Annotated in this window: 18 protein-coding genes and 1 other RNA gene; 1 reads left to right on the top strand and 18 read right to left on the bottom strand. The window is 58.2% G+C overall.

The window, feature by feature from the left end; translation table 11 throughout:
* From HZB23_01370 to HZB23_01310, 13 genes are all read right to left on the bottom strand, one after another.
* The gene (locus HZB23_01370; GenBank protein ID MBI5843299.1) at nt 1–867 is read right to left on the bottom strand and encodes an FtsQ-type POTRA domain-containing protein; all 867 of its coding nucleotides are present in this window, start codon (nt 865–867) and stop codon (nt 1–3) included.
* Between the two features lie 88 nt (nt 868–955).
* Nucleotides 956–1,903 carry a UDP-N-acetylmuramate dehydrogenase gene (gene murB / locus HZB23_01365; GenBank protein ID MBI5843298.1) on the bottom strand — a complete coding sequence of 316 codons (948 nt, stop codon included), beginning with the start codon at nt 1,901–1,903 and terminating at the stop codon, nt 956–958.
* 4 nt (nt 1,904–1,907) lie between these two features.
* Nucleotides 1,908–3,278, bottom strand: coding sequence for a UDP-N-acetylmuramate--L-alanine ligase (locus HZB23_01360; protein ID MBI5843297.1), 1,371 nt, complete (start codon nt 3,276–3,278; stop codon nt 1,908–1,910).
* An 88-nt stretch (nt 3,279–3,366) separates the two neighbouring features.
* Complete coding sequence (gene murG, locus HZB23_01355; protein ID MBI5843296.1) at nt 3,367–4,491, bottom strand: undecaprenyldiphospho-muramoylpentapeptide beta-N-acetylglucosaminyltransferase; 1,125 nt, start codon at nt 4,489–4,491, stop codon at nt 3,367–3,369.
* A complete protein-coding gene (gene ftsW, locus HZB23_01350) occupies nt 4,470–5,678 on the bottom strand; it encodes a putative lipid II flippase FtsW (GenBank protein MBI5843295.1) in 1,209 nt (402 codons plus the stop codon). The genes murG and ftsW overlap by 22 nt, the downstream gene beginning before the upstream one ends.
* Before the next feature lie 208 nt (nt 5,679–5,886).
* Nucleotides 5,887–7,239 carry a UDP-N-acetylmuramoyl-L-alanine--D-glutamate ligase gene (gene murD / locus HZB23_01345; GenBank protein MBI5843294.1) on the bottom strand — a complete coding sequence of 451 codons (1,353 nt, stop codon included), beginning with the start codon at nt 7,237–7,239 and terminating at the stop codon, nt 5,887–5,889.
* Nucleotides 7,240–7,243: 4 nt separating this feature from the next.
* Nucleotides 7,244–8,335, bottom strand: coding sequence for a phospho-N-acetylmuramoyl-pentapeptide-transferase (locus HZB23_01340; protein MBI5843293.1), 1,092 nt, complete (start codon nt 8,333–8,335; stop codon nt 7,244–7,246).
* Between the two features lie 189 nt (nt 8,336–8,524).
* On the bottom strand, nt 8,525–9,913 hold the full coding sequence (locus HZB23_01335; protein MBI5843292.1) for a UDP-N-acetylmuramoyl-tripeptide--D-alanyl-D-alanine ligase: 1,389 nt from the start codon (nt 9,911–9,913) through the stop codon (nt 8,525–8,527).
* Entirely contained in the window at nt 9,913–11,445 is a 1,533-nt protein-coding gene (locus HZB23_01330; protein ID MBI5843291.1) for a UDP-N-acetylmuramoyl-L-alanyl-D-glutamate--2,6-diaminopimelate ligase, read from the bottom strand. The genes HZB23_01335 and HZB23_01330 overlap by 1 nt, the downstream gene beginning before the upstream one ends.
* Nucleotides 11,446–11,463: 18 nt before the next feature.
* Nucleotides 11,464–13,287 (bottom strand): penicillin-binding protein 2, encoded by a 1,824-nt coding sequence (locus HZB23_01325; protein ID MBI5843290.1) that lies wholly within the window; start codon nt 13,285–13,287, stop codon nt 11,464–11,466.
* The gene (locus tag HZB23_01320) at nt 13,271–13,573 is read right to left on the bottom strand and encodes a hypothetical protein (GenBank protein MBI5843289.1); all 303 of its coding nucleotides are present in this window, start codon (nt 13,571–13,573) and stop codon (nt 13,271–13,273) included. Before HZB23_01320 ends, HZB23_01325 begins: the two co-directional genes overlap by 17 nt.
* Nucleotides 13,574–13,732: 159 nt before the next feature.
* Nucleotides 13,733–14,677: a 16S rRNA (cytosine(1402)-N(4))-methyltransferase RsmH gene (rsmH, locus tag HZB23_01315; protein MBI5843288.1), complete on the bottom strand. Its 945-nt coding sequence runs from the start codon at nt 14,675–14,677 to the stop codon at nt 13,733–13,735.
* Nucleotides 14,674–15,183: a hypothetical protein gene (locus tag HZB23_01310; GenBank protein ID MBI5843287.1), complete on the bottom strand. Its 510-nt coding sequence runs from the start codon at nt 15,181–15,183 to the stop codon at nt 14,674–14,676. Before HZB23_01310 ends, rsmH begins: the two co-directional genes overlap by 4 nt.
* A 59-nt stretch (nt 15,184–15,242) precedes the next feature.
* Between HZB23_01310 and HZB23_01305 the strand changes: the two genes are divergently transcribed.
* The gene (locus HZB23_01305) at nt 15,243–15,479 is read left to right on the top strand and encodes a hypothetical protein (GenBank protein MBI5843286.1); all 237 of its coding nucleotides are present in this window, start codon (nt 15,243–15,245) and stop codon (nt 15,477–15,479) included.
* 97 nt (nt 15,480–15,576) lie between these two features.
* Here HZB23_01305 and HZB23_01300 read toward each other — a convergent pair whose 3' ends face one another.
* From HZB23_01300 to HZB23_01280, 5 genes are all read right to left on the bottom strand, one after another.
* On the bottom strand, nt 15,577–16,899 hold the full coding sequence (locus tag HZB23_01300; GenBank protein ID MBI5843285.1) for an HlyC/CorC family transporter: 1,323 nt from the start codon (nt 16,897–16,899) through the stop codon (nt 15,577–15,579).
* Between the two features lie 7 nt (nt 16,900–16,906).
* Complete coding sequence (locus HZB23_01295) at nt 16,907–18,037, bottom strand: trypsin-like peptidase domain-containing protein (protein MBI5843284.1); 1,131 nt, start codon at nt 18,035–18,037, stop codon at nt 16,907–16,909.
* A 183-nt stretch (nt 18,038–18,220) separates the two neighbouring features.
* Nucleotides 18,221–18,319, bottom strand: an RNA gene (gene ffs, locus HZB23_01290) — signal recognition particle sRNA small type.
* 370 nt (nt 18,320–18,689) lie between these two features.
* Nucleotides 18,690–19,322: a hypothetical protein gene (locus HZB23_01285; protein ID MBI5843283.1), complete on the bottom strand. Its 633-nt coding sequence runs from the start codon at nt 19,320–19,322 to the stop codon at nt 18,690–18,692.
* A 234-nt stretch (nt 19,323–19,556) separates the two neighbouring features.
* A complete protein-coding gene (locus tag HZB23_01280; GenBank protein ID MBI5843282.1) occupies nt 19,557–19,763 on the bottom strand; it encodes a type II toxin-antitoxin system HicB family antitoxin in 207 nt (68 codons plus the stop codon).
* Nucleotides 19,764–19,930: the final 167 nt, after the last annotated feature.

Here is a 19,930-nt window from a genome sequence, read left to right as displayed (position 1 = left end):
TCATGCCTCCTTGCGGGCTTTTTTTCGGATTTGCGCGGCTTCGGGCACGGGCCGGACCACTATGCGGTCGTCCTTGGAAAGGTCGATGGACTTGGCCGCCAGACCCTTTTCCCTGCCAAGCTCGTAAACCACCCTTTTCAGGCGGGCGGCTTTTTCATCGTAATGGTCCCATCCCATGAAAACCGTGATCGGCGGATCAAAGGCAGTGACTGAAAGGCCGACGTCGGGGTCGGCATAAAGGCCGGTCACGGAGGCTGGCGGAATGGGGAAACCCACCGCCTGCATAAGGTTCAGAAAGTCCACCACCGCCTTTGCCGACCTTCTCATGGGCTCGCCCTTTATGGACACATCGGTGAGCTTAAGGCCCCTGACCTCGCAGAGACCTTCGGGGTCCCCCTCCTCGAAGAGCTTGAACGCCTGCCCCTCGGTGTTCATGAGGTATTTTTTGTGCCCCATGAAAAGAACCGCCATGGGGGTATGCTCGCGGACGCTTATTTCCAGGCGGTCGGGAAGCCTTCTCGAAACCGAGGCCCAGGCTATCCAGGGATGGGCGCTAAGACGCGCCCTGGCTTCGTCCAGGTTTATTGCAAGCACGTTGGCGTCAGGGGCTATCCGGGCCTGTTCGAGGATTTCGCTGGCGTCCAGGCGCTTGTTTCCGGTTACGTCAACCCTGGAAGCGGCGAAGAGCGGGCTTTGAATGGCCAGATCATAGGCCGCCACCACCGAAAGGCCGAAAAGGGTCATTATCCCCACCACCGCGCAAATACCCGCCGCCCAGACCAGCTTCTGTTTCGGGGTCATGACGGGGACTGGCTTTTTCTTGTAAAGATTCCTCTTTACGGGCTTTTCTCTGTTCCAGAGCTTCATTGCCGCTTCCCGCTTTTGAAAAAAATATTTTTGTTTGAAATTGTCGTTTGAAAACGGATTCCGCCCCGCCAGTCGGGCCTTTGGCTTCTCAGTCGCCGGGCGTGATCACTTCAAGTTCCAGTTCAACTCCGAAGGTTTTTTTCACCTCGCCTTTGACCATCTCCACCAGGGCCAGAAAATCCGATGACGAGGCGTGGCCCGCGTTGACCAGAAAGTTCGCGTGAACGGGCGACACCAGGGCATCATTCACCCGAAGGCCCTTCAGGCCCGCCTTGTCTATAAGCTGGCCCGCGCTCGCGCCTTTCGGATTTTTGAAAAAGCAGCCCGCGCTTTTCACTCCCCAGGGCTGGCTGGCCTTTCTCCGGGCCGCCAGGGCCTCGGCCTCGGCTGCGATTTCATCGCCGTTTCCGGGCTTAAGGGCGAAAATGGCCCCGGTTATGATGGAGGGCCTTTCGGGGGAGCCGAAGAATTCGGCTGCGCGGGCAAGGCTTCTGTACGAAAAATCGAGGTCATTCCTGTCAATGCGCCTTGGGGCGGCGTCAGGCGTAATGATTTCGAGGCCCGTGATCCTGTCCGCCACGCAGCCCGCCGCTGTTCCGGCGTTTCCGGAAACCGCCCCGCCCACCGATCCGGGTATGCCCACCGCGAAGTTCATACCGGAAAAGCCGTGCTTTATGGCGAAGCGGCAAAGGGCCGAAAGTGAGGCCCCGGCCCCGGCCCTAACCAGGATTAGGCCGCTGTCTTCGCCGATAAGGCCGATGCCGGTGAAGCCCTTTCCCAGGGTCATCACCACCCCGGAAAGCCCCTCGTCCCTCACCCAGAGGTTGGTGCCCCTGCCGGTTATGCGCCAGGAAAGGCCCGCCTGCCGCATTTTTGAAACAAGCTCGATAAGTCCCGGAAGGTCCGGCACCGAAATCCAGGCTTCCGCAGGGCCTCCCACGCCAAGGCTCGTGTGGCGGCTCATGGGCTCGCCGAATCGGGCGCAAGGCCCGAATCGCTCCGAGAGCCAGTCGCGGAAGTCGCCGGGTATCGCCACGGGCCTAGTCCCCTGCTTCCAGAAAGGCCGCGCCCACCTGCCAAACGTCGCCCGCTCCCAGGGTGAGCACCATGTCGCCCGCCCTGGTTTCCGCGCAAAGGATGTCTATGGCCTCGTTCTTGCCGGACACCGCAACAGCGCTCTTGTGGCCGTGGCGGGTTATGCTGGCGCAGAGGTTTCTCGAGTCCACGCCTTCCATCGGCTTTTCGGAAGCCGCGTAAATGGGCAGCATTATAAGCTTGTCCGCCATGTAGAAGGCCCGCGAGAAGTCCTCGAAAAGGGCCTTGGTGCGCGAGTACCGGTGGGGCTGGAAAACCACCACCAGCCGCCGCCTGGGCCACGCGTCGCGTATGGCCGCGAAGGTGGCGGCAATTTCGGTGGGATGATGGCCGTAATCGTCTATCACCATCACACCGTTGCGCTCGCCTTTAAGCTCCAGCCTGCGGCCCACGCCCTGGAACCCGGAAAGGGCCTCGGCTATGGTTTTGAAATCCACCGAAAGCTCAAGGCCCACGGCCACCGCCGCAAGGGCGTTGGAAACGTTGTGGCGGCCCGGCACGCCAAGGGTGATTTCGCCCAAAAGCTCCTGCTTGTGGGACACCGCAAAGACGCTGCCCCCTCCCGATGAACGCACGTCCAGGGCCGAGAAATCGGCCTGGGGCGAAAATCCGTAGGTCACCATGCGCCTTTTGACCGTGGGGATGATGTCCTGGACCGACGGGCAGTCCAGGCAGAGCACGGCAAGGCCGTAGAAGGGCAGGCGCTCCAGGAAACGGGCGAAGCAGTCCTTGATCTCGTCCAGGTCGGCGTAGAAATCCATGTGTTCGCGGTCGATGTTGGTGACAACCGCTATGGTTGGGCTCATTTTCAGAAAGGAGCCGTCGCTCTCGTCGGCCCCGGCCACGATGTAGTCGCCCTGGCCAAGCACCGCGTTGGTGCCCAGGGCCTTGACCTTTCCCCCCACCACCACCGTGGGGTCGAGGCCGCCCGCAGCCAGCACCGTGGCCACCATGCTGGTAGTCGTGGTCTTCCCGTGTGAACCGGCCACCGCTACGGAGAACTGGAGCCGCATGAGTTCGGCCAGCATCTCGGCCCTGGCGATAACGGGGATGCCCGCGTTCCTGGCCGCCACCACTTCCGGGTTGTTCGGGGCAACCGCCGAGGACACCACCACAACGTCGGCCCCCGTGGCGTGCTCCGCAAAGTGGCCCTCATGGATGATTCCGCCCAGGGCGGCCAGCCTGCGGGTGATGTCGCTCGACTTGAGATCGCTTCCCGACACCAGGTAGCCCTTGCTTAAAAGCACCTCGCTTATGCCGCTCATGCCGATGCCGCCGATGCCCACGAAGTGGATGTGATACTTTTTCCGGTACATGCTTTTCCCTCCCGTGGCTTTCCGTTGCAACGGCTGCTTAGCGCGCTTGAGGCGCCCCGGACCCCGCCTTCCGGCGGAGCCTTGAATTCTATAGAGGCTTCTCCGGCCCGGAAATCCAGGCCGCCATGTCGGCGGCTATGTCCATTGCGGCCCTTGGCCTTCCGAGCCTTTTGGAGGCCTCGGCCATTTCCCTGAGGGCTGAAGGATTCTCGGAAAGTTCGATCACCGTGTCGGCGAAGACCTTTCCCGAAAGGTCCTTCTGAATTATCACCCTTGCCGCGCCGGACGCCTCAAGGGCCCTTGCGTTCTTTTCCTGGTGGTTGTCGGCGGCAAAGGGAAAGGGCACGAAAACAGCGGGCTTCCCCAGGGCCGTCAGTTCCGCCACCGTGGTGGCCCCGGCCCGGCAGACCACCAGATCGGTCGCCGCGTAGCGCCTGTCCATGTCGTGAAAAAAGGCCTGCACCACGTACCTGCCGCCCCAATCCCGATAGGCCTCTTCCATCATGGCAAGGTCGGCTTCCCCGGTCTGGTGGATGAAAGAGATTCCCGCAAGCCTCAACGCCTCGGTTTTCAGGGCCTCGGAAACGGCAACGTTCATGCCGTGCGCGCCCTGGCTTCCTCCCGTGATGAGAACGGTGAAGGCCGGGGCAGCGGTGCGCTCAGGGGCCTTTTCACCGCTCAATCCGTCCATGAAGGACAGGCGCACCGGGTTTCCGGTCACCAGGATTTTCGAGCCGGGAAAAAACTGCCCGCTCTCATTAAAGGAGGCGTAAATCCTGCCGACAAGACGCCCAAGAATCTTGTTGGTGATTCCGGGGGCCACGTTCTGTTCCTGGATGGCAAGTTTCTTCCCCATAAGGAATCCGGCCAGAAGGCAGGGGGCGGAAGCGTAGCCACCGACTCCGAGAATGATGTCAGGCGAAAATTTCCAGATAATTCCGAAAGACGTGAAAATCGCCCCGACGAGTTTCACCAGGGCGATCAGCTTGTTCCAAAGGCTCCTGCGTTTGAGTCCTTCCACAGCTATGCTTTTGTGCTCAAACCCGGCCCTTTGGGTTGCGTCCCTTTCAAAGGGCTTGTCCGTGCCAACGAAAAGCACCCGCACGCCGGGATCGAGCCTTTTCGCGGCCTGGGCAACGGCGATGCCGGGGAACAGGTGTCCCCCGGTTCCGCCGCCCGCGATGATGATTCCTACATGGCTGGGCTTGGCCACGGCATTCTCCCGATGCGGCTGTTCGCCTCGGCCCTTGATGGCGATTTTGCCGCCGCCAGCCTGGGGCGGCGTTTTGCGCCTATGTTGCAGAGAATGCCCACTGCCGCCATGTTCAGAAGAAGCGAGCTTCCGCCGTAGCTCAAAAAGGGCAGGGTGAGCCCCTTGGCCGGAAGAAGGCTCATGGCGACGCCCATGTTTACAAAAGCCTGCATCCCGATTCCGGCGGTTATGCCCATGGCCAGGTAAGAGCCGAACATGGTGTTCGACCTGCGGGAGATATCGATGCCCCTCCACAGGACCAGCCCGTAGAGGCCCACCACGAATACGACGCCCCTCAAACCAGCCTCTTCGCCGATTATTGAGAAAATGAAATCCGTGTGGGGTTCCGGAAGGTAAAGCAGCTTCTGGATGCTGTCGCCGAACCCGGACCCGTTGACCCCGCCCGTGCCGAAGGCCATGAGGGAGTGGCATATCTGGTAGCCCTGGTCGTTTTCGTAGAGCCAGGGATTCAGAAAGGCCAGAAACCTTTCAGACCTGTACTCGGAGCCCATGATGAGGGACAGGCCCAGGACAAAGGCGTAGCTTCCCATGAACAAAAGGGTGGAGGTCCTTGCCCCGCCGATGAAGAGCATCAGGCCGCTTACGCCCACAAGAAGAACCGAGGAGCCGAAGTCGGGCTGTGTGAGCAAAAGCCCGCACAAAAGGCCCGTGACCAGGATGTGGGGCAGGATTCCCAGGTAGAAATTCTGCATCACCTTCTGCTTCTTGGTCATGGAATAGGCGTAGTAGACCACTATCGCTATACGGGCCAGTTCAGAAGGCTGGAACATCATTCCCGGAAGCTTTATCCATCTGGTCGCGCCGCCTGCGGAGTGCCCTATGCCCGGAACATGCACCAAAATCAGAAGCAGGCCCGTAAGGGCCAGAAGAGGGTAGGCCAGGCTCCGGTATATCTGGTAGGGAATCCTGTAGGCCACGTAGAAAGCCGTAATTCCTGCAAGAAAGTAGACTATCTGCCTTTTTATGAAATATGTTTCCGCGCCGTGCATTTTAAGAGCCCAAGCAGTGCTTGCGCTGTAGACCATCGCCAGGCCGATTCCCGCCAGGCCCATTACCCCCACCACGAGAGCCACGTCCAGACCCCTGGTGGATACCCTTTTTCCTGTCGCCCCGCCCTTGCCTCTCATTGCCCCATGTCCTTTTCAGTGAAACGCTGTTCCTTATTCTGTTGACTATGTTCCTGAGGACGTTTCAGCCGGTCCTTATCAGCCTGTCTAAAAACGCGAATTGCTGTGTCGTGCTTCATCGTTTTTGGACAGGCTTCATATCCAGCCTTTTTCAACGTGTTGTTAAAAGGCCGACTGATTTGAAACCTATAATATCCACAGTTTCTATCTATTGAACCAGGCTGCGCACGGCCCGGCAGAAGTCCCTCCCTCTTTCCGCGTAGGAGTTGTAGGCGTCGAAGCTGGCGCATCCAGGAGACAGGAGCACCACCCAGCCCGGTTTTGCTGCCCGCGCCGCCATCCTCACTGCCTCCGGCACGTTCGGCGCGGTCTCTATGGCGGTGGTTCCCGAAAGGGCCTTGCCGATGACCGGCCCGGCCTCCCCGGCGAGAATCAGGAGCTTCACCTTTTTTTGGACCATGTCCCTTAGCACGGTGAAATCGCTGGCCTTGTCGCGCCCCCCCATTATGAGCACCAGGGGCTCGTCGAAGCCCTCCAGGGCGCGGAGAACCGCGTCCACGTTGGTTCCCTTGCTGTCATCGTAGTAGCGGACGCCGTTGATTTCGGCCACGAATTCCAGGCGGTGGGCCAGGCCCGTGAACTCGTCCAGGGCGGCCTGGATGCCCTGGGCTTTCGCGCCCGCAAGATAGGCCCCAAGGGCCGCCGCCGCCACGTTTTCCCGGTTGTGTTCGCCCGCGAGGCTCATCTTTTCCAGCGAGAGCGTCCAGTTCGCGCCTCCCGGAAGGAAAAATTCGATGCGGTCCCTGTGGATGTCCGCCCCGGCCTCGTTTTCCCGACGGCCCGCGAAGAAAAACTTCTTCGCCTTGATCCTTGGGGCCATTTCCCTTATGTAGCCGTCCTTGCCGTTCAACACGGCGAAATCGTTTTCGGTCTGGTTGAGAAAGAGCCTTTCCTTGGAGGCCGCGTAATCTTTCATGCCGGAATAGCGGTCCTGGTGATCGTCCGTCACGTTCAGGAGAATCGACACAAGGGGGTGAAAGTCGATTATGGTGTCGAGCTGAAAACTCGACACCTCCACAGCCGCGCAGTCGGCCTTCTCGCTCCGGTCCGCGTAGCCGATAAGGGGGTCGCCGATGTTGCCGCCCAAAAGCACGTTGGCGAAGGTCTTTTCCAGCATTTTGGACAAAAGCGTCGTGCATGTGGTCTTGCCGTTCGTACCGGAAACCGCTATCAGGTCGGCCTCTACGAAACGGCAGGCGAGCTCCATTTCGCCCATCACCAGAGCGCCCCTTTTTTTCGCCTCCACGATGGGGGCCAGGGTGTGGGGAACTCCGGGGCTCAACACGATTATATCGGCAGCGTGAAAAAGCTCGTCCTCCTGGGAGCCCAGAACAACCGTGATACCCAGGGCGCGGAGTTTTTCCGCCCTTTCGGCAAGGGTGGGGGAGGACGCTGCGTCCGCCACGGTGACCACCGCACCGCGCCCCAGGCAGAAACGGGCCGCCGCGTCGCCGCTTCTGGCAAGCCCCACCACGAGTATCTTTTTTCCGAAGATGTCCAAGGTCTTACCTCAATTTCAGGGTGCTGAGGGACAGAAGCGCCAAAAGAACGGCTATGATCCAGAAGCGGACCGTAACCTTGGTTTCGGGCCAGCCCATTTTTTCGAAATGATGATGCATGGGGGCCATTCTAAAAATTCTTCTACCCGTTCCGAAACGGATTCTGGTATATTTGAACCACCCGGTCTGAATCATTACGCTAACGGCTTCGGCAACAAAGAGGCCCCCTACGATCACCAGGGTGAGTTCCTGCTTTGTGGTGACTGCGACGCTCCCCAGGGCCCCGCCCAGGGCCAGTGAGCCGACGTCGCCCATGAACATCTGCGCAGGATGGCAGTTGTACCAGAGAAAGCCCAGGGAGGCCCCCACGAGGGCCCCGCAGAAAACAGCCACTTCGCCCGCCCCGGTAACGTGGGGAACCTGGAGATAGGTGGCGAACTTGATGTTGCCCGCAACGTAGGCGAATAATAGATAGGTGCCCGCAGTTACGGCGACTGGCACGATGGCCAGGCCGTCGAGGCCGTCGGTCAGGTTTACCGCATTGGACGCACCCACTATCACCAGCATTCCGAACAGCACGTAGAGCCATCCGAGGTCCGGGCGGAAGGCCTTGAAAAACGGGACGTTGAGATGCGTGTCGAAACCGGGGTGCGTTACAAGGGCCGTGCAGGCGGCGGCTGCCACCAAAGACTGGAACAGGAGCTTCTGTTTTCCGGGAAGGCCCTTGGGGTCTTTTTTGCTCACCTTTTTGTAGTCGTCCACGAAGCCCACAAGGCCGCTTCCTATGGTGACCGAAAGCACCACCCAGACGTGGATGCTGGCCAGGTCAGCCCATAAAAGGGTGGCCGGAATCAGGGCTATGAGAATGAGAACCCCGCCCATGGTGGGGGTGTTTTTCTTGTCGTAATGGGATTCGGGGCCGTCGAGCCTTATGGGCTGCCCTGCCTTCAGGCGGCGCAGAAGCCTTATGGTGTAAGGGCCGAGCAGGAAGGAGATGACGAGAGCAGTGACTGTTGCATATATGGTACGAAACGTAATATATTGAAATACCCTGAAAAACGATACATCCGACGCCAGCAGATGAAGGTAGTAAAACATGGTGGGTGCCCCCGCCCCGGAAGAGGCCGTCGAAAAACGCGATCCGCAGTGTTGTTCTTCAAAGCCGATTCCGCCACGTACATTTGGTACGTTTACTAATCGGCTTTTCGAACGCCTTGCGGCTCATCGTTTTTCACCAGCCTCTTCACTTTAAGATTTTCAACTGACTGCCAAACAAGCCCGGCTTTTTCAGCGGGCAGAATCAGCCTGCGCCAGATACTCGAGAACCTTTTCCATGGCCATGCCCCGCGAGCCCTTCACGAGAACCCGGTCTCCGGGCCTTAAAGCCCTGCCCGCAGCGGCGCTTATGCCCTCCCGGTCCGAGGCCATGATTCTCTTCTCATCCATCCCGGCACCCACCGCGCCAGCAACCACGTGGCGGGCGTTTTCACCGGCCACGAAAACCAGGTCGATCCCAAGCCTTGCGACCAGCCGACCCAGCTTCTCGTGCTCTTTTCGTGAATCGGCCCCAAGCTCGAACATGTCGCCCAAAATCGCCACGGCCCGGCCATCCTTTTTGATGGAGACCAGGGTTTCAAGGGCTGCCGCCATGCTGCTTGGGTTCGCGTTATAGGTGTCATCAAGCAGGTACACGCCGCTTTCGAGGGGTTTGGGAGCGAGCCTTCCAGCCACCGGTTCAAATCTCCCCAGGGCTTCGGCGATAATCTTGGGGTCGATTCCAGCCGCATACCCGGCTGCTGCTGCGGCGGCGGCGTTTTCCACCATGTGGCGTCCGAAGGCCTTCAGTCTCACGGAAACGGAGCTTTCGGGAAACCTGAGGGTGAAGGTCTGGCCTTCTTCGGTGAGCGCAAGGTCCGTGGCCCGCACGTCCGCTTTTTCACCCAGGCCGAAGAAGATAACCCTTCCGCGAAAACCCTTGGCCATGGCGGAAACCCAGGGATCGTCGGCGTTTAAGACGGCGATGCCGGACTCCATCCCGTCGATGAGCTCCTTTTTGGCCAGGGCCACACCCTCCACGCTGCCCACGCCTTCCAGGTGGCCGGGTCCCACGTTGTTCACAAGGCCGATGTCGGGCTTTGCGATTCCCGTAAGATAGGCGATCTCGCCCGGATGGTTCATCCCCGCCTCCACCAGGGCCCATGCGTGCTCCGGGCGAAGCTCCAGGAGAGTCAGGGGAAGGCCAATGTGGTTGTTGAAATTGCCCTTGGTTTTAAGGGTGGCGAAAACCGCCGAGAAAATGAGGAAAAGCATTTCCTTTGTAGTGGTCTTGCCATTTGTACCTGTAAGACACAGTATTCTGGCCGCCATCTTCCGCCTGTGATGGGCCGCAAGCCTGCCAAGCGCAAGGGTCGTGTCCGGGACCGCAATGATGGTGACCCCTTCGGGAAGGGCGCCAGTGCGTTTTTCCTCGACGATTATCAGGGACGCGCCCTTTGCGGCCACTTCGGCGATGAAGGCGTGGGCGTCGTGGCGCTCACCCACTATGGGGATGAAGATGTCGCCGGGCCTGACCAGGCGCGAATCCAGGCAGATTCCGGTGAATTCCGAAACCGGCCCTTCCTTGATCACCCTGCCCTCGATGGCGGCAAGAATTTCGGCTTTTGTCCACATGGCCATCAATTTCCTCCGCCCAGGTCCGCAAGCGCCCTTGCCGCTTCCTGGCGGTCGTCGAAATGGCGCTTTTGGGTTCCGATGATCATATAGTCCTCATGACCCTTTCCTGCCACCAGGACCGTGTCTCCGGGCCTCGTTGCCCTTATGGCGAGGGCTATGGCGCGGCGCCTGTCCGGCTCCACAAGAAAGCCGGTTTCGGAAAAGGCGCCGCCCGGAAGCTCCTTCTTATGGAGGCTGGCACCGGGAATTATCTGGGCGATGATGGCTTCCGGGTCCTCGGTTCTGGGGTTGTCACTGGTAATCACAAGAAGATCGGACAAAAGAGCCGCCACCGCCCCCATGAGGGGCCGCTTGGCCCGGTCCCTGTCTCCGCCGCAGCCCATGACGGTTATGATCCGCCCGGTTTTTATGCCGTTCAGGGAGGTGAGCACCTTTTCCAGGGCATCGGGAGTGTGGGCGTAATCGATAAACACATGGCGTCCCAGCTCGTTTTCCACCCTCTCCAGGCGGCCCGGCACCAGGGTGAGGGCCGCGATTCCCTCCGAGATCACCGACGGGGCGAGGCCCAGGGCGCATCCCACCCCAGTCGCAGACATGGCGTTGTAATAGTTGTGCATCCCGACCAGTGTGGAGTTCACCTTAACCGTCCCGGCGGGGGTTTCGATGTCCCCCCGGATGCCCGAATCGTCGGCCACCACGTTTGCGCCCCTTATGTCGGCTTCCCTGGCCAGTCCCGCCCTCAGAAGCGGGGTCCTGATTGCGCCGCACAGGCGCAGGCCGTATGGGTCGTCGCCGTTGACCACCGAAATCAGGGTCTTATTGCCGTTTTTGGAGGGATACTCTGTGAAGAGAATGCCCTTGGCCCCGAAATAAGTTTCCATGTCCTTGTGGTAGTCCAGGTGGTCCTGGCTCAGGTTAGTGAACACTGCCACGTCGATGGAGCAGAAAAGCGTCCGGCCCTGGACCAGGGCGTGGGAGGAGACCTCCATCACCACGTGGGTCACGCCGCCGTCGCGCATCTCGGCCAGAAGCGCCTGCAGATCGGCTGCGTCCGGGGTGGTCATGGGGCTTGGGACCGCCTTGCCAGCGTAACGGTAATTGACGGTGCCGATAACCCCCACCGAAAAGCCCGCAGCAATAAGCACGCTTTCTATGAAATAGGAAACGGTCGACTTGCCATTGGTGCCCGTCGCCACGATTATCGTGAGCGATTCCGATGGGTTACCGTGAAATGTCGTTGCAAGGCGGGCCAGGGCCCTTCTGGAATCCCGCACTATGATCAGGGGGACGCCGCCCGTGTCCACGCTGCGCTCGGCCACCACGGCCACGGCCCCGCGCGAGATGGCGTCCTTTATGTAATCGTGGCCGTCGGATTTCGTTCCCTTGATGGCGACGAATATCCCGCCGGGCCTGACGCTTGCCGATGAGTAGTGAATCCCGCTGATTTCGGCGTCTTTGGGCAGCTGGCCGGAAATGATTACCGGGTTGGCTGCCTCGTCCCCGTGAAGGTCGTTTATCAGGTTTTCAGATTTCATGGGGTTGGCCGATCATTCTCAAAAAGTATCAGCGCTTCCTTCGGAGCCGTCATCCTGCCAGGAAATGCTCGGCAGGGGGTCTGAGCAGGCCGCTTCGTCAACGGCTGCGGTTTCGTCAACAACGGTCTCCGGAAGGATTTCCGGCGGCACGTTGAAGTGGGGCAGGGCGCGCTCGGCCACGGCCTTGAAAACCGGTGCGGAAACCAGGCCGCCGTAGTACTGCCTTCCCCTGGGTTCGTCCAGGATCACTATCATTGCGATGGCCGGCTTGTCCTTGGGCACGAAGCCCACGAAGGAGGCTATGTACTTGCCCTTGGCGTATACCTTGTTCTCCACTTTCTGGGCAGTACCGGTTTTTCCGCATACCGAGTACCCCACCATCTTGGCCATTGTTCCCGTGCCGCCTTCTCTGGTCACCAGGGCCATCATCTCCCGCACCTTTCGGGCGGTGTCCTCGGACATGGCCCGTCTTACCGCGCGCGGCCCGAAGCTCTTGATGACCCGGCCCTCGGAATCGGTAACCGCCGACACGAGATAGGGCTTCATGAGGGTTCCGCCGTTGGCTATGGCGCAGGTTCCGGCAACCACCTGCATGGCCGTGACGCTTATGCCCTGCCCGAACGCGATGGTGCCAGCGTGGATGTCGCGCCAGTACTGGAACGGAGCCATGTAGCCGCCGACCTCGCCGCCGAAATCGATGCCGGTGCGGCTGCCGAATCCGAAACTTCTGAGCGAGTCGTGAAGCCTCTTTTTCCCGATCAGGGCTCCCACCTTCAAGGCCCCGATGTTGGATGAAACCTTCACGATTTCCGCCAGGGTCAGGTTGCCGTAATGATGGGTGTCGTGGATGGTGTGCCGTCCCACCCGGTAGTTTCCGTTCTCGCAGAAAAAGACGGTATCCGGGGTGACAAGGCCGGATTCCAGCGCAGCCGAAGCCGTGAATATCTTCAGCGTGGAGCCCGGTTCATAAGTGTCGGTTACTGCCCGCAGTCTGCGGAGCCCGGCGTCGTGATCGCCATAACTATTTGAATTAATTAGAGGAGCCTGGGCCAGAGCCAGGATTTCTCCTGTCTGGGGCCTGACCACTATCACCGTTCCGCTGATGGCCTCGTTTATCTCCACGGCCTTTGCTATCTCGACCTCCGCCACGGCCTGTATGGTGCGGTCAATGGTCAGGATTACGTTGTGGCCGCTGTGGTCCAGGTTCGGCAGGCTGGACGTGAGAAAGCTGCGGCGGGAGGCGTCCACCTTCACTGAAAGCGAGGTGCCGCGCCCGGACAGGTCATCGTTGAAAAATCGCTCCACGCCTTCCAGGCCCTGCCCGTTGGCCCCGCAGTAGCCCAAAACCTGAGCGGCAAGGGTCTTGCCCGGATAAAAGCGCCTGGGGTCGGGCTCGAAAAGTATCCCCTTGATTTTCGCTTCCTTGGCCTGGGCCTTTATCTCGTCCACCAGGGCAGGCTCCACGAAGCGGGCCATGCGGACGAACTGGCTCTTGGCGGCCAGCCTTTTTTGAATGTAGGATTCGGGCAGGTTGAGGGCCGAGGCGAGGAGTTTCGCCGCCGCCGCCTTGTCGGTTATGACCTTGGGGTCAACCGCCACGGACAGAAGTTCGAGGGTCACGGCCATGTCCTGCTGCATCCGGTCCTTCACAGCCCCGCGCATGGCCTGGGTCACCAGTTTCCGGGAATACTGGCTCAATGCCTTGTTGGCCAGAAAGGGCCGGTCGATTACCGCAAGATGGGCGGCCCTGCCGATTACCAGCAGGAAAAGACACGTGAACAGAGCCACCACCACGTGGGTTCTGGCCCTGAAGCGTTTCGCGTTGCTATTTTTCATTTCCATCAGGCACCACCACGACATTGTTCAGGGTAGGCACGCCAAGCCCCATTTTTTCCTGGCCTATGGCCAGAATCCGGTGGGGGGACTTGAGATATCCCAGTTCGGCCTCGAAACTCTTTTTCCGTCTCTTGATTTCCTCGCCGGTCCTCTTGGCCTTGAGAATGTCGCGGCCAATTGCCACGCACCGGCTCTCGGTCCACACCGATACGAAAAGCTCGCACACCAGGACTGTTATCAGCACCAGGTAGGAAGCCAGTTTGAAGGTTCGGTTTTCAGATATCGAGGCCATGGCCGCCTGCCTGGGAAACGTTAAAAAGCCAGGTAAATTGGATGTTTTTTTCCCGAAATGCGCAGCCGCCGCCTTTTGTCCTGTTCCGAACAAAAGACGTAACGGCCATCCTTTTTCTGCAAAATCGGATCTGGCCCGCGAAAAATGCGGGCGAAGGTGTCAAAATGACTCGTAAACCCTGAGCTTGGCGCTTCTTGCCCTGGGATTTCGGGCCGTTTCCTCGTCCGACGGCTTCACGGCCTTTCGGGTGACCAGTCGGCCCCTCGGAACCAGGCCGCAGGTGCAGGGAAGGTCGGTCGGGCAGGTGCAGCCCTTTGCGAGGTCCCGGAAACGGTTCTTGACCATGCGTCCTTCAAGGGAATGAAATGCGATGGCCGCCATGCGTCCCCCCGGAAGCAGGTGATCGGGAAAAACCTCCAAAAATTTCGCCAGATGCCCCAATTCGTCGTTCACGGCCATGCGCAGGGCCTGAAAGCACTGTGTGGCCAAATGTATACGTTCGTATTTATGTATAAAGGGCCTTTTGACCCGGTGTATCAGGTTGGCCAGTTGAAGGCTGGAAACGATCCGGCCCGTTTTCCGCTCCTTCACTATGGCGCGGGCAACGGCCCTGCTGTGCGGCTCCTCGCCCAGTTCCCTGAAAATGAAGGCCAGCTCATCTTCGGGGGCCGTGTTCACAATCTCTTCTGCGGTAAGGCCCGGCGAGGACGAGTCCATGGACATGCTCAAGGGTTCGTCCCGCATGAAGGAAAAGCCCCTGCCGCTGTGCTCCAGCTGGTATGACGAGATACCCAGATCGCAAAGAATTCCGTTTACTTTGAAAATTCCAAGCTCAAATAAAATTCTTGGCAATTCGCTGTAATTGGCGCAGAATAGATGAACTTGGGCATCGCATGGCGGCAGGCCCGGAGCCCCTATGGCCAGGACCTCCTGGTCCCTGTCTATTCCGATCAGGGTGCCTCCGGGGCAGATTCTCGAAAGAATCGCACCGGAATGCCCTCCGGCCCCGAAGGTGGCGTCCACATAGACCCCTCCCGGTTTCGGGGCCAGAAACTCCAGGCACTCTGCAAGGAGCACCGGCACATGTATGGCCGCATCGGTCATTTGTTGAGGTTTTCATGGAATTTTCTGAAATTGACCTTGCCGGCGCTGACTTTCTGATCGAAAGCCTGTTTCTTTTCCAGGTACGTGGCCATGGGCCATATTTCTATGTGGTCGCCCTGGCCTAAAATGGTGATCTTGGTGCCTGCAAAAATTTTAACCTCCTCCCTTATGTAGGAGGGAATGTTGATTCTTCCCTGCTTGTCGGGCTGGCACATGGCGAACTGGGCGTACCCGAAACGGGCTATTTCCTCGGCCTCATGGGCTTCTTCTTCGGAAACGGAATCAGAGCGGCTGTACCGGGACTCGTTGACCTTGTCCATGATGCGGTTGAAGGCCGGTTCGTTGTAGCCTCTCAGGAACAGGTCGTGGTCCTTGCCCACCACGATTGAGTTTGTTTCGAGGGCTGCCATGGCGTTGCGAATATGCGAGGGGAGGGTTATCCGGCCCTGGTCGTCACAGGCCAGATGAACGGTTTGCAGGAATTTTGTGGCGATTCCCGCTGCCATAATCTCCTAATCCCCCCAAAGTGGTCCTTTTCGTGGATTATTACCCCTAAGATGGGGTGGTGTCAATCTTTATTTTCAATGATTACAGGACTAACAATAATGCGGGGTTTGCCCTTGAAGGCCCCTGGAACCAAGGAAAATCGGGCATCTTGCGCCTTTTGCTTGCAGGAAAATACATGGAAAGACCCGTAGAAGGGCCTGGGGTCCAGAAAGCCTTGAAGGGCCTGGATTTTGGAGGGGAAGCCGGATTTGGGTCAGGGGATGGTAACAGGAGAACTGAAATTTTAACTATTTGATAATATTATAAATTATAAAAAGGTGGAAAAAGGGGGGGATTGGCCGGGCTTTTTCGGTCGCAGGCGGATTGTGGGGGCAGGGGCAAAAAGGGGGGGATCAGTCGGAGGAGTCCTCCCCGTCGCCGACTGCGGGGGCTTCTTCGGGCTGGCTTCCCGGTACGGTTTCGGACGCTTTGCCCAGGCTTTCCACCTCCACTTCGATTATCCGTTGCGGATCCGCCTTGGTGATCCTGATTATGGCGTCCTCGAGCCTGACCTCTTCTCCGGGCTCGGGGATGTGGCGAAGGTGGGTCAGCACGAAGCCCGATATTGTTTCGTAGTCCTCGTCCTCCTTGAGGCCCAGGTCAAGAACCCGGTTGACCTCCTCGATTTCGGTGTCCCCGGCCACCAGCGCCTTGTTTTGGCCGATCATCCTGATCCGGTCGGGTTCAAGGTCCGTCTCGTCCCGTATTTCACCCACTATTTCTTCAAGAAGATCCTCGATGGTGACGAGGCCGGATACCCCGCCGTGTTCGTCCACAACCAGCGCCATGTGGATGCGGTCCTGCTGGAACTCGCGCAGAAGGTCGTCCACCTGCATGGTTTCGGGAACGAACATCACCGGCTTCACCCATTCCTTGACCAGGGCCTCGTCCTTCTCGGCCAGAAGGGCGGCCAGTATCTCCTTCACGTGGAGAATGCCGATCATGTGGTCGCGGTTTATCTCGTACACCGGAATCCGGGAGTAGCCGCACTGGGCCGCTTCGCCTGCGGCCTCCCTCATGGTCCTGTCGGCCTTGAGGGAAAAAATCTGCGTCCTGTCGGTCATTATCTCGCTTACGGAAAGCTCGGAAAACCGGAAGATGTTGTGGATCATCTTGGCCTCCCCGGCCTCCACCTCTCCCACCTCCTCGCCCATGTTGACGACCGTTTTTATTTCATCTTCAGTTATTATGAGCAGGTTTTTCTTTGCGGAGCTTCTTGTGATGAATTTGTTTATGACTTCCAGAATCCAGATCACCGGCAAAAAAACGAACTCCAGAAAGCGTATCAAAGGGGCGTAGGCCGAGGCTATGGCCTCGCTGTGGGCCAGGGCGAGGTTTTTGGGGGTGATCTCACCGAAAACCAGGATGATGAAGGTTGTGAGGCCCACGGCCACGCTCATTCCCTTGGCGTCGGAACCAAGGAGCTTGAAGGCCATTGACGTCGCCACCGAGGCCGCTGCGGTATTGACCAGGTTGTTGCCGATCAGAAGGGTTATCATGAGGCGTTCGCGGTTTTCCCGCAGGGTGCGCACCAGGAGCATCCGCTTGTTTCCGGTTTCGCACAGGTGCTGGACCCTGATGGCGGAAAGCGATATGAAGGCCGCCTCCGCCGACGAGAAAAAGGCGGAGCAGACGATGAGGCCGAAAAGCAGAATCAGGAGTCCGGCTGTACTCATGTGGTCGTTACCCGCCCGTCCGCTCGCCTAAGGTTATGGTGACGTTTCTATACCTGCCGTCCCGGAAGACCTTTAAGATCACCCTGTCTCCGGGGCGGAACTTGCGAAGCTCGCGCACGAAGGAATCCGTTCCGGGTATGGGCCTGCCGTTTATGGCGGTGATGACGTCCCCTCCCACCGGTAGCATGGCGTTGCCGATTCTGACCTTCCTGTCCGGCCCCTTTATCCCCCCCTTTGCAGCAGGGCCTTTAGGCGCGATTTCGATCACCAGAACACCGCTGTCCACCGGGATATCGAGAAATTCGGGAAGGCCCGGAACAAGGGGAAAGACCTTCAAGCCGATATAGGGGTACCTCACCCGGCCCTTGGCGATGATTTCGGGGATTATTCGCTTGGCCGCGTCCACCGGGACCGCGAAGCCTATGCCCACCGAGCCGCCCGAAGGCGAGATTATGGCGGTGTTGATTCCGATGAGCTTTCCCGACGAGTCGAGAAGCGGGCCGCCGGAATTTCCGGGGTTTATGGCCGCGTCGGTCTGGATCAGATCATCCGTCTCAATCCCCCCGCCCTCGTGCATGGACCGGCCCAAAGAGCTTATGATGCCGGTGGTTAAGGTCATGCCAAGGCCGAAGGGGTTTCCTATGGCCAGGACCTTCTGGCCCACCGAAAGGTCTTCGGAAGAACCAAGGGGAATGGGAAAGAGCTTGGCCTTCGGGGCCTTTATGCGGATCACCGCAAGGTCGTATTCGGGGTATGCGCCCACCAGCTGGCCCTTCCAGGAGCTTTTGTCCCAGAGGGTGACTTCCAGCGACCGGGCGTTTTTTATCACGTGGTTGTTGGTTAAAATGTAGCCCTCGTGGTCCAGCACTATGCCGCTGCCAGCGCCCTCGCGGGGATAGGCCCCCCGGAAGAAATCGTAGCCCACCACGGTGCTGGTTATGTTCACCACCCCCCTTGTGGAGGATTGGTAGACCGCGATGGTGTTTTTTTCATCCTCGGTGAGGGCGTGGCCCCTGTCGGGCGAAAAAAGCCCGGCAAGGCAGAGAAGGGCCAGCAGGATGACGGCCTTTGCGCTTGTGGGCAACAAGACGCGGGGGGCCTTTCCGGCCCCAAGGCCAGCGGGCTTATTGAAAAACAAGGGGATGGCACAGGGATTCTGACGGGGAAAGGCTTCTGGCGTACCGCCTGGGAGAGGCTTCATTTTTTCCGGGGGAAATTGGGTTGTAAGGTCTGAACCGGGCCGGTTGAAGGGGAATAAATCCCGCCTGGCGCATCCGGTTTTCGGCCCGCAAGGCCTGGGGTCTTCCCTATAAAGACCCCGCATGACCGGGAACGATCCGCGACACGTACCGCATCCCTTATCGCTGCTTCCTTCCGGACCTGACGAGGTTCGAGACCGTCCGTTGCGCGGCGGCCGGCCTGCGGGGCCTCCATAGGGAAGTCCGCATCGGCAAAGGGGGCTTTAAGTCCTCTTTTCGCCACAAACTTCTTATTCTTACCCCGTCGCCCGCCATTTTTCAAGAGCAAATTCACGGACAAATTACCGGTCAGGCACAAAGCCGCCGAAAACGGCGGTTTTTGATGGGGAATCTTTGCGCCGCCTGCCATTGAAAGGATACGTAAAACCTTGGGCCTTTCTCACTTGCGGCGGGGGCGCAAAAGTTGCAGATAGTAATGATTAAAAAGATTAGCGGAGAACAATATATTGTGGTTGTGGATGGTTTCAAGTAGACAACGGACAAGTCAGATCAGAAGCCTTGTCGGCGGTACATTTCAGGGGGACTTAGTGCCTATCTCTCTGAGCTGTTGTCAGATTTCCTAGAAAGAAATTTGTCGCGGATCTCTTTTGGCAAATCCGCAGCAATGCTTTCTATCTTTTTTTTAAAAAGCGTTTCAAATGCACGCTTAGACCAAAAGAATGTAGCTGCGTAGCAATGCATATCATAATCTGTGACTTGGAGGTCATAGTAATTACGCGGGTGGGTAAGACGGTTTCGGGCCTTTTTTGCTTGCAAAAAATTTTGATAATCGTCACCGTCTGTATGGAGTATGTAATCATTTAAATTCCATAACTTAGCTGCAAGCTGGAATGTTTTCTTAAAATTTTTATCGACTGGTATTTGAATAAATATTGATTTTCCATTTACTATCTTTTGTTCACTTAAAACTTCCTTTTCATTATGTGACAGATCGATGCTGTATCCCTCCATTCTTATGTCGGTATTAATCTCGAATTTAACAATCTGAATTAACCCTTCTACGAATGCAAAGACAGTTCGCGCAACGCACCTACGCAGATACTGAGAAGATTTGTCGCTCTCAAGTATTTCAAACGCTCTATTTACATCTGCTATCAGGTGATCAAGCAAATCGTATGTGCGAATAAAATCCTCGCCTTTGGAGATATCAGGGCTTCCTGGCATACCCTCTCCTACCTTATTCGATTGTTCTGCCGTGTGCAGTAGTAAATCCGTAGCTGGGTAATCTCGCAGATAGGGCTGAGGAACGAAGCCCAACAAATAGATTTCATTCCTTATTTCTGTTGCACTGAAATCGGATGACAACAATTTGTTGGGCCGCGCTTGGCTTGGCCCAACCTACGATTTGGCTACCTCAAAATTTTAAGGCTCTGCCTCATCCCCAAACATCACTGATGGTTATGCCACGCCGCATCTGAGTGCGCGTCCGGCGGGAATCTCTTTTCCCAGCTTGCGGTAAGCCAGAATCATCTGCTCCAGGGCATCCCGGAGCATCAAACGGCATTCCTCCAGGTCATCGCCGTCCGTAACCACTTCGGGCCACTCCATTAGCTGGCCCATGTAGCCGGATTCCGTCTTGAAATATCGTGCGGTAAAGCTGGTCATTGAATCCCCCGAAAACTCGGTTTTGAATCAATGATAGCAATCGGCGGCCCACCGGTCAAGCGGCTTGGCCACGTCGCGCCCCGGCGTCTGGCCCGAAAAAATATTCCATTCTACTGCACGCGAAACTGGAAGTCAAGCGGGTGGTGGACGGAGCAAGGGCGGCAAGC

The sequence above is a fragment of the Deltaproteobacteria bacterium genome, from assembly GCA_016235345.1.
GTDB lineage: Bacteria > Desulfobacterota > Desulfobacteria > Desulfobacterales > Desulfatibacillaceae > JACRLG01.
This window is presented reverse-complemented; position numbering and strand designations above follow the sequence as displayed.

Coding starts and splice junctions, on each gene's coding strand:
- HZB23_01285 (MBI5843283.1), bottom strand. CDS start 19,322: ATGCCAGGAAGCCCTGATATCTCCAAAGGCGAGGATTTTATTCGCACA.
- HZB23_01340 (MBI5843293.1), bottom strand. CDS start 8,335: ATGTTTTACTACCTTCATCTGCTGGCGTCGGATGTATCGTTTTTCAGG.
- HZB23_01330 (MBI5843291.1), bottom strand. CDS start 11,445: ATGAAATCTGAAAACCTGATAAACGACCTTCACGGGGACGAGGCAGCC.
- rsmH (MBI5843288.1), bottom strand. CDS start 14,677: ATGACCGATGCGGCCATACATGTGCCGGTGCTCCTTGCAGAGTGCCTG.
- HZB23_01280 (MBI5843282.1), bottom strand. CDS start 19,763: ATGACCAGCTTTACCGCACGATATTTCAAGACGGAATCCGGCTACATG.
- HZB23_01310 (MBI5843287.1), bottom strand. CDS start 15,183: ATGGCAGCGGGAATCGCCACAAAATTCCTGCAAACCGTTCATCTGGCC.
- HZB23_01370 (MBI5843299.1), bottom strand. CDS start 867: ATGAAGCTCTGGAACAGAGAAAAGCCCGTAAAGAGGAATCTTTACAAG.
- ftsW (MBI5843295.1), bottom strand. CDS start 5,678: ATGAGAGGCAAGGGCGGGGCGACAGGAAAAAGGGTATCCACCAGGGGT.
- HZB23_01360 (MBI5843297.1), bottom strand. CDS start 3,278: ATGTACCGGAAAAAGTATCACATCCACTTCGTGGGCATCGGCGGCATC.
- HZB23_01300 (MBI5843285.1), bottom strand. CDS start 16,899: ATGAGTACAGCCGGACTCCTGATTCTGCTTTTCGGCCTCATCGTCTGC.
- HZB23_01320 (MBI5843289.1), bottom strand. CDS start 13,573: ATGGCCTCGATATCTGAAAACCGAACCTTCAAACTGGCTTCCTACCTG.
- HZB23_01335 (MBI5843292.1), bottom strand. CDS start 9,913: ATGGCCATGTGGACAAAAGCCGAAATTCTTGCCGCCATCGAGGGCAGG.
- HZB23_01325 (MBI5843290.1), bottom strand. CDS start 13,287: ATGGAAATGAAAAATAGCAACGCGAAACGCTTCAGGGCCAGAACCCAC.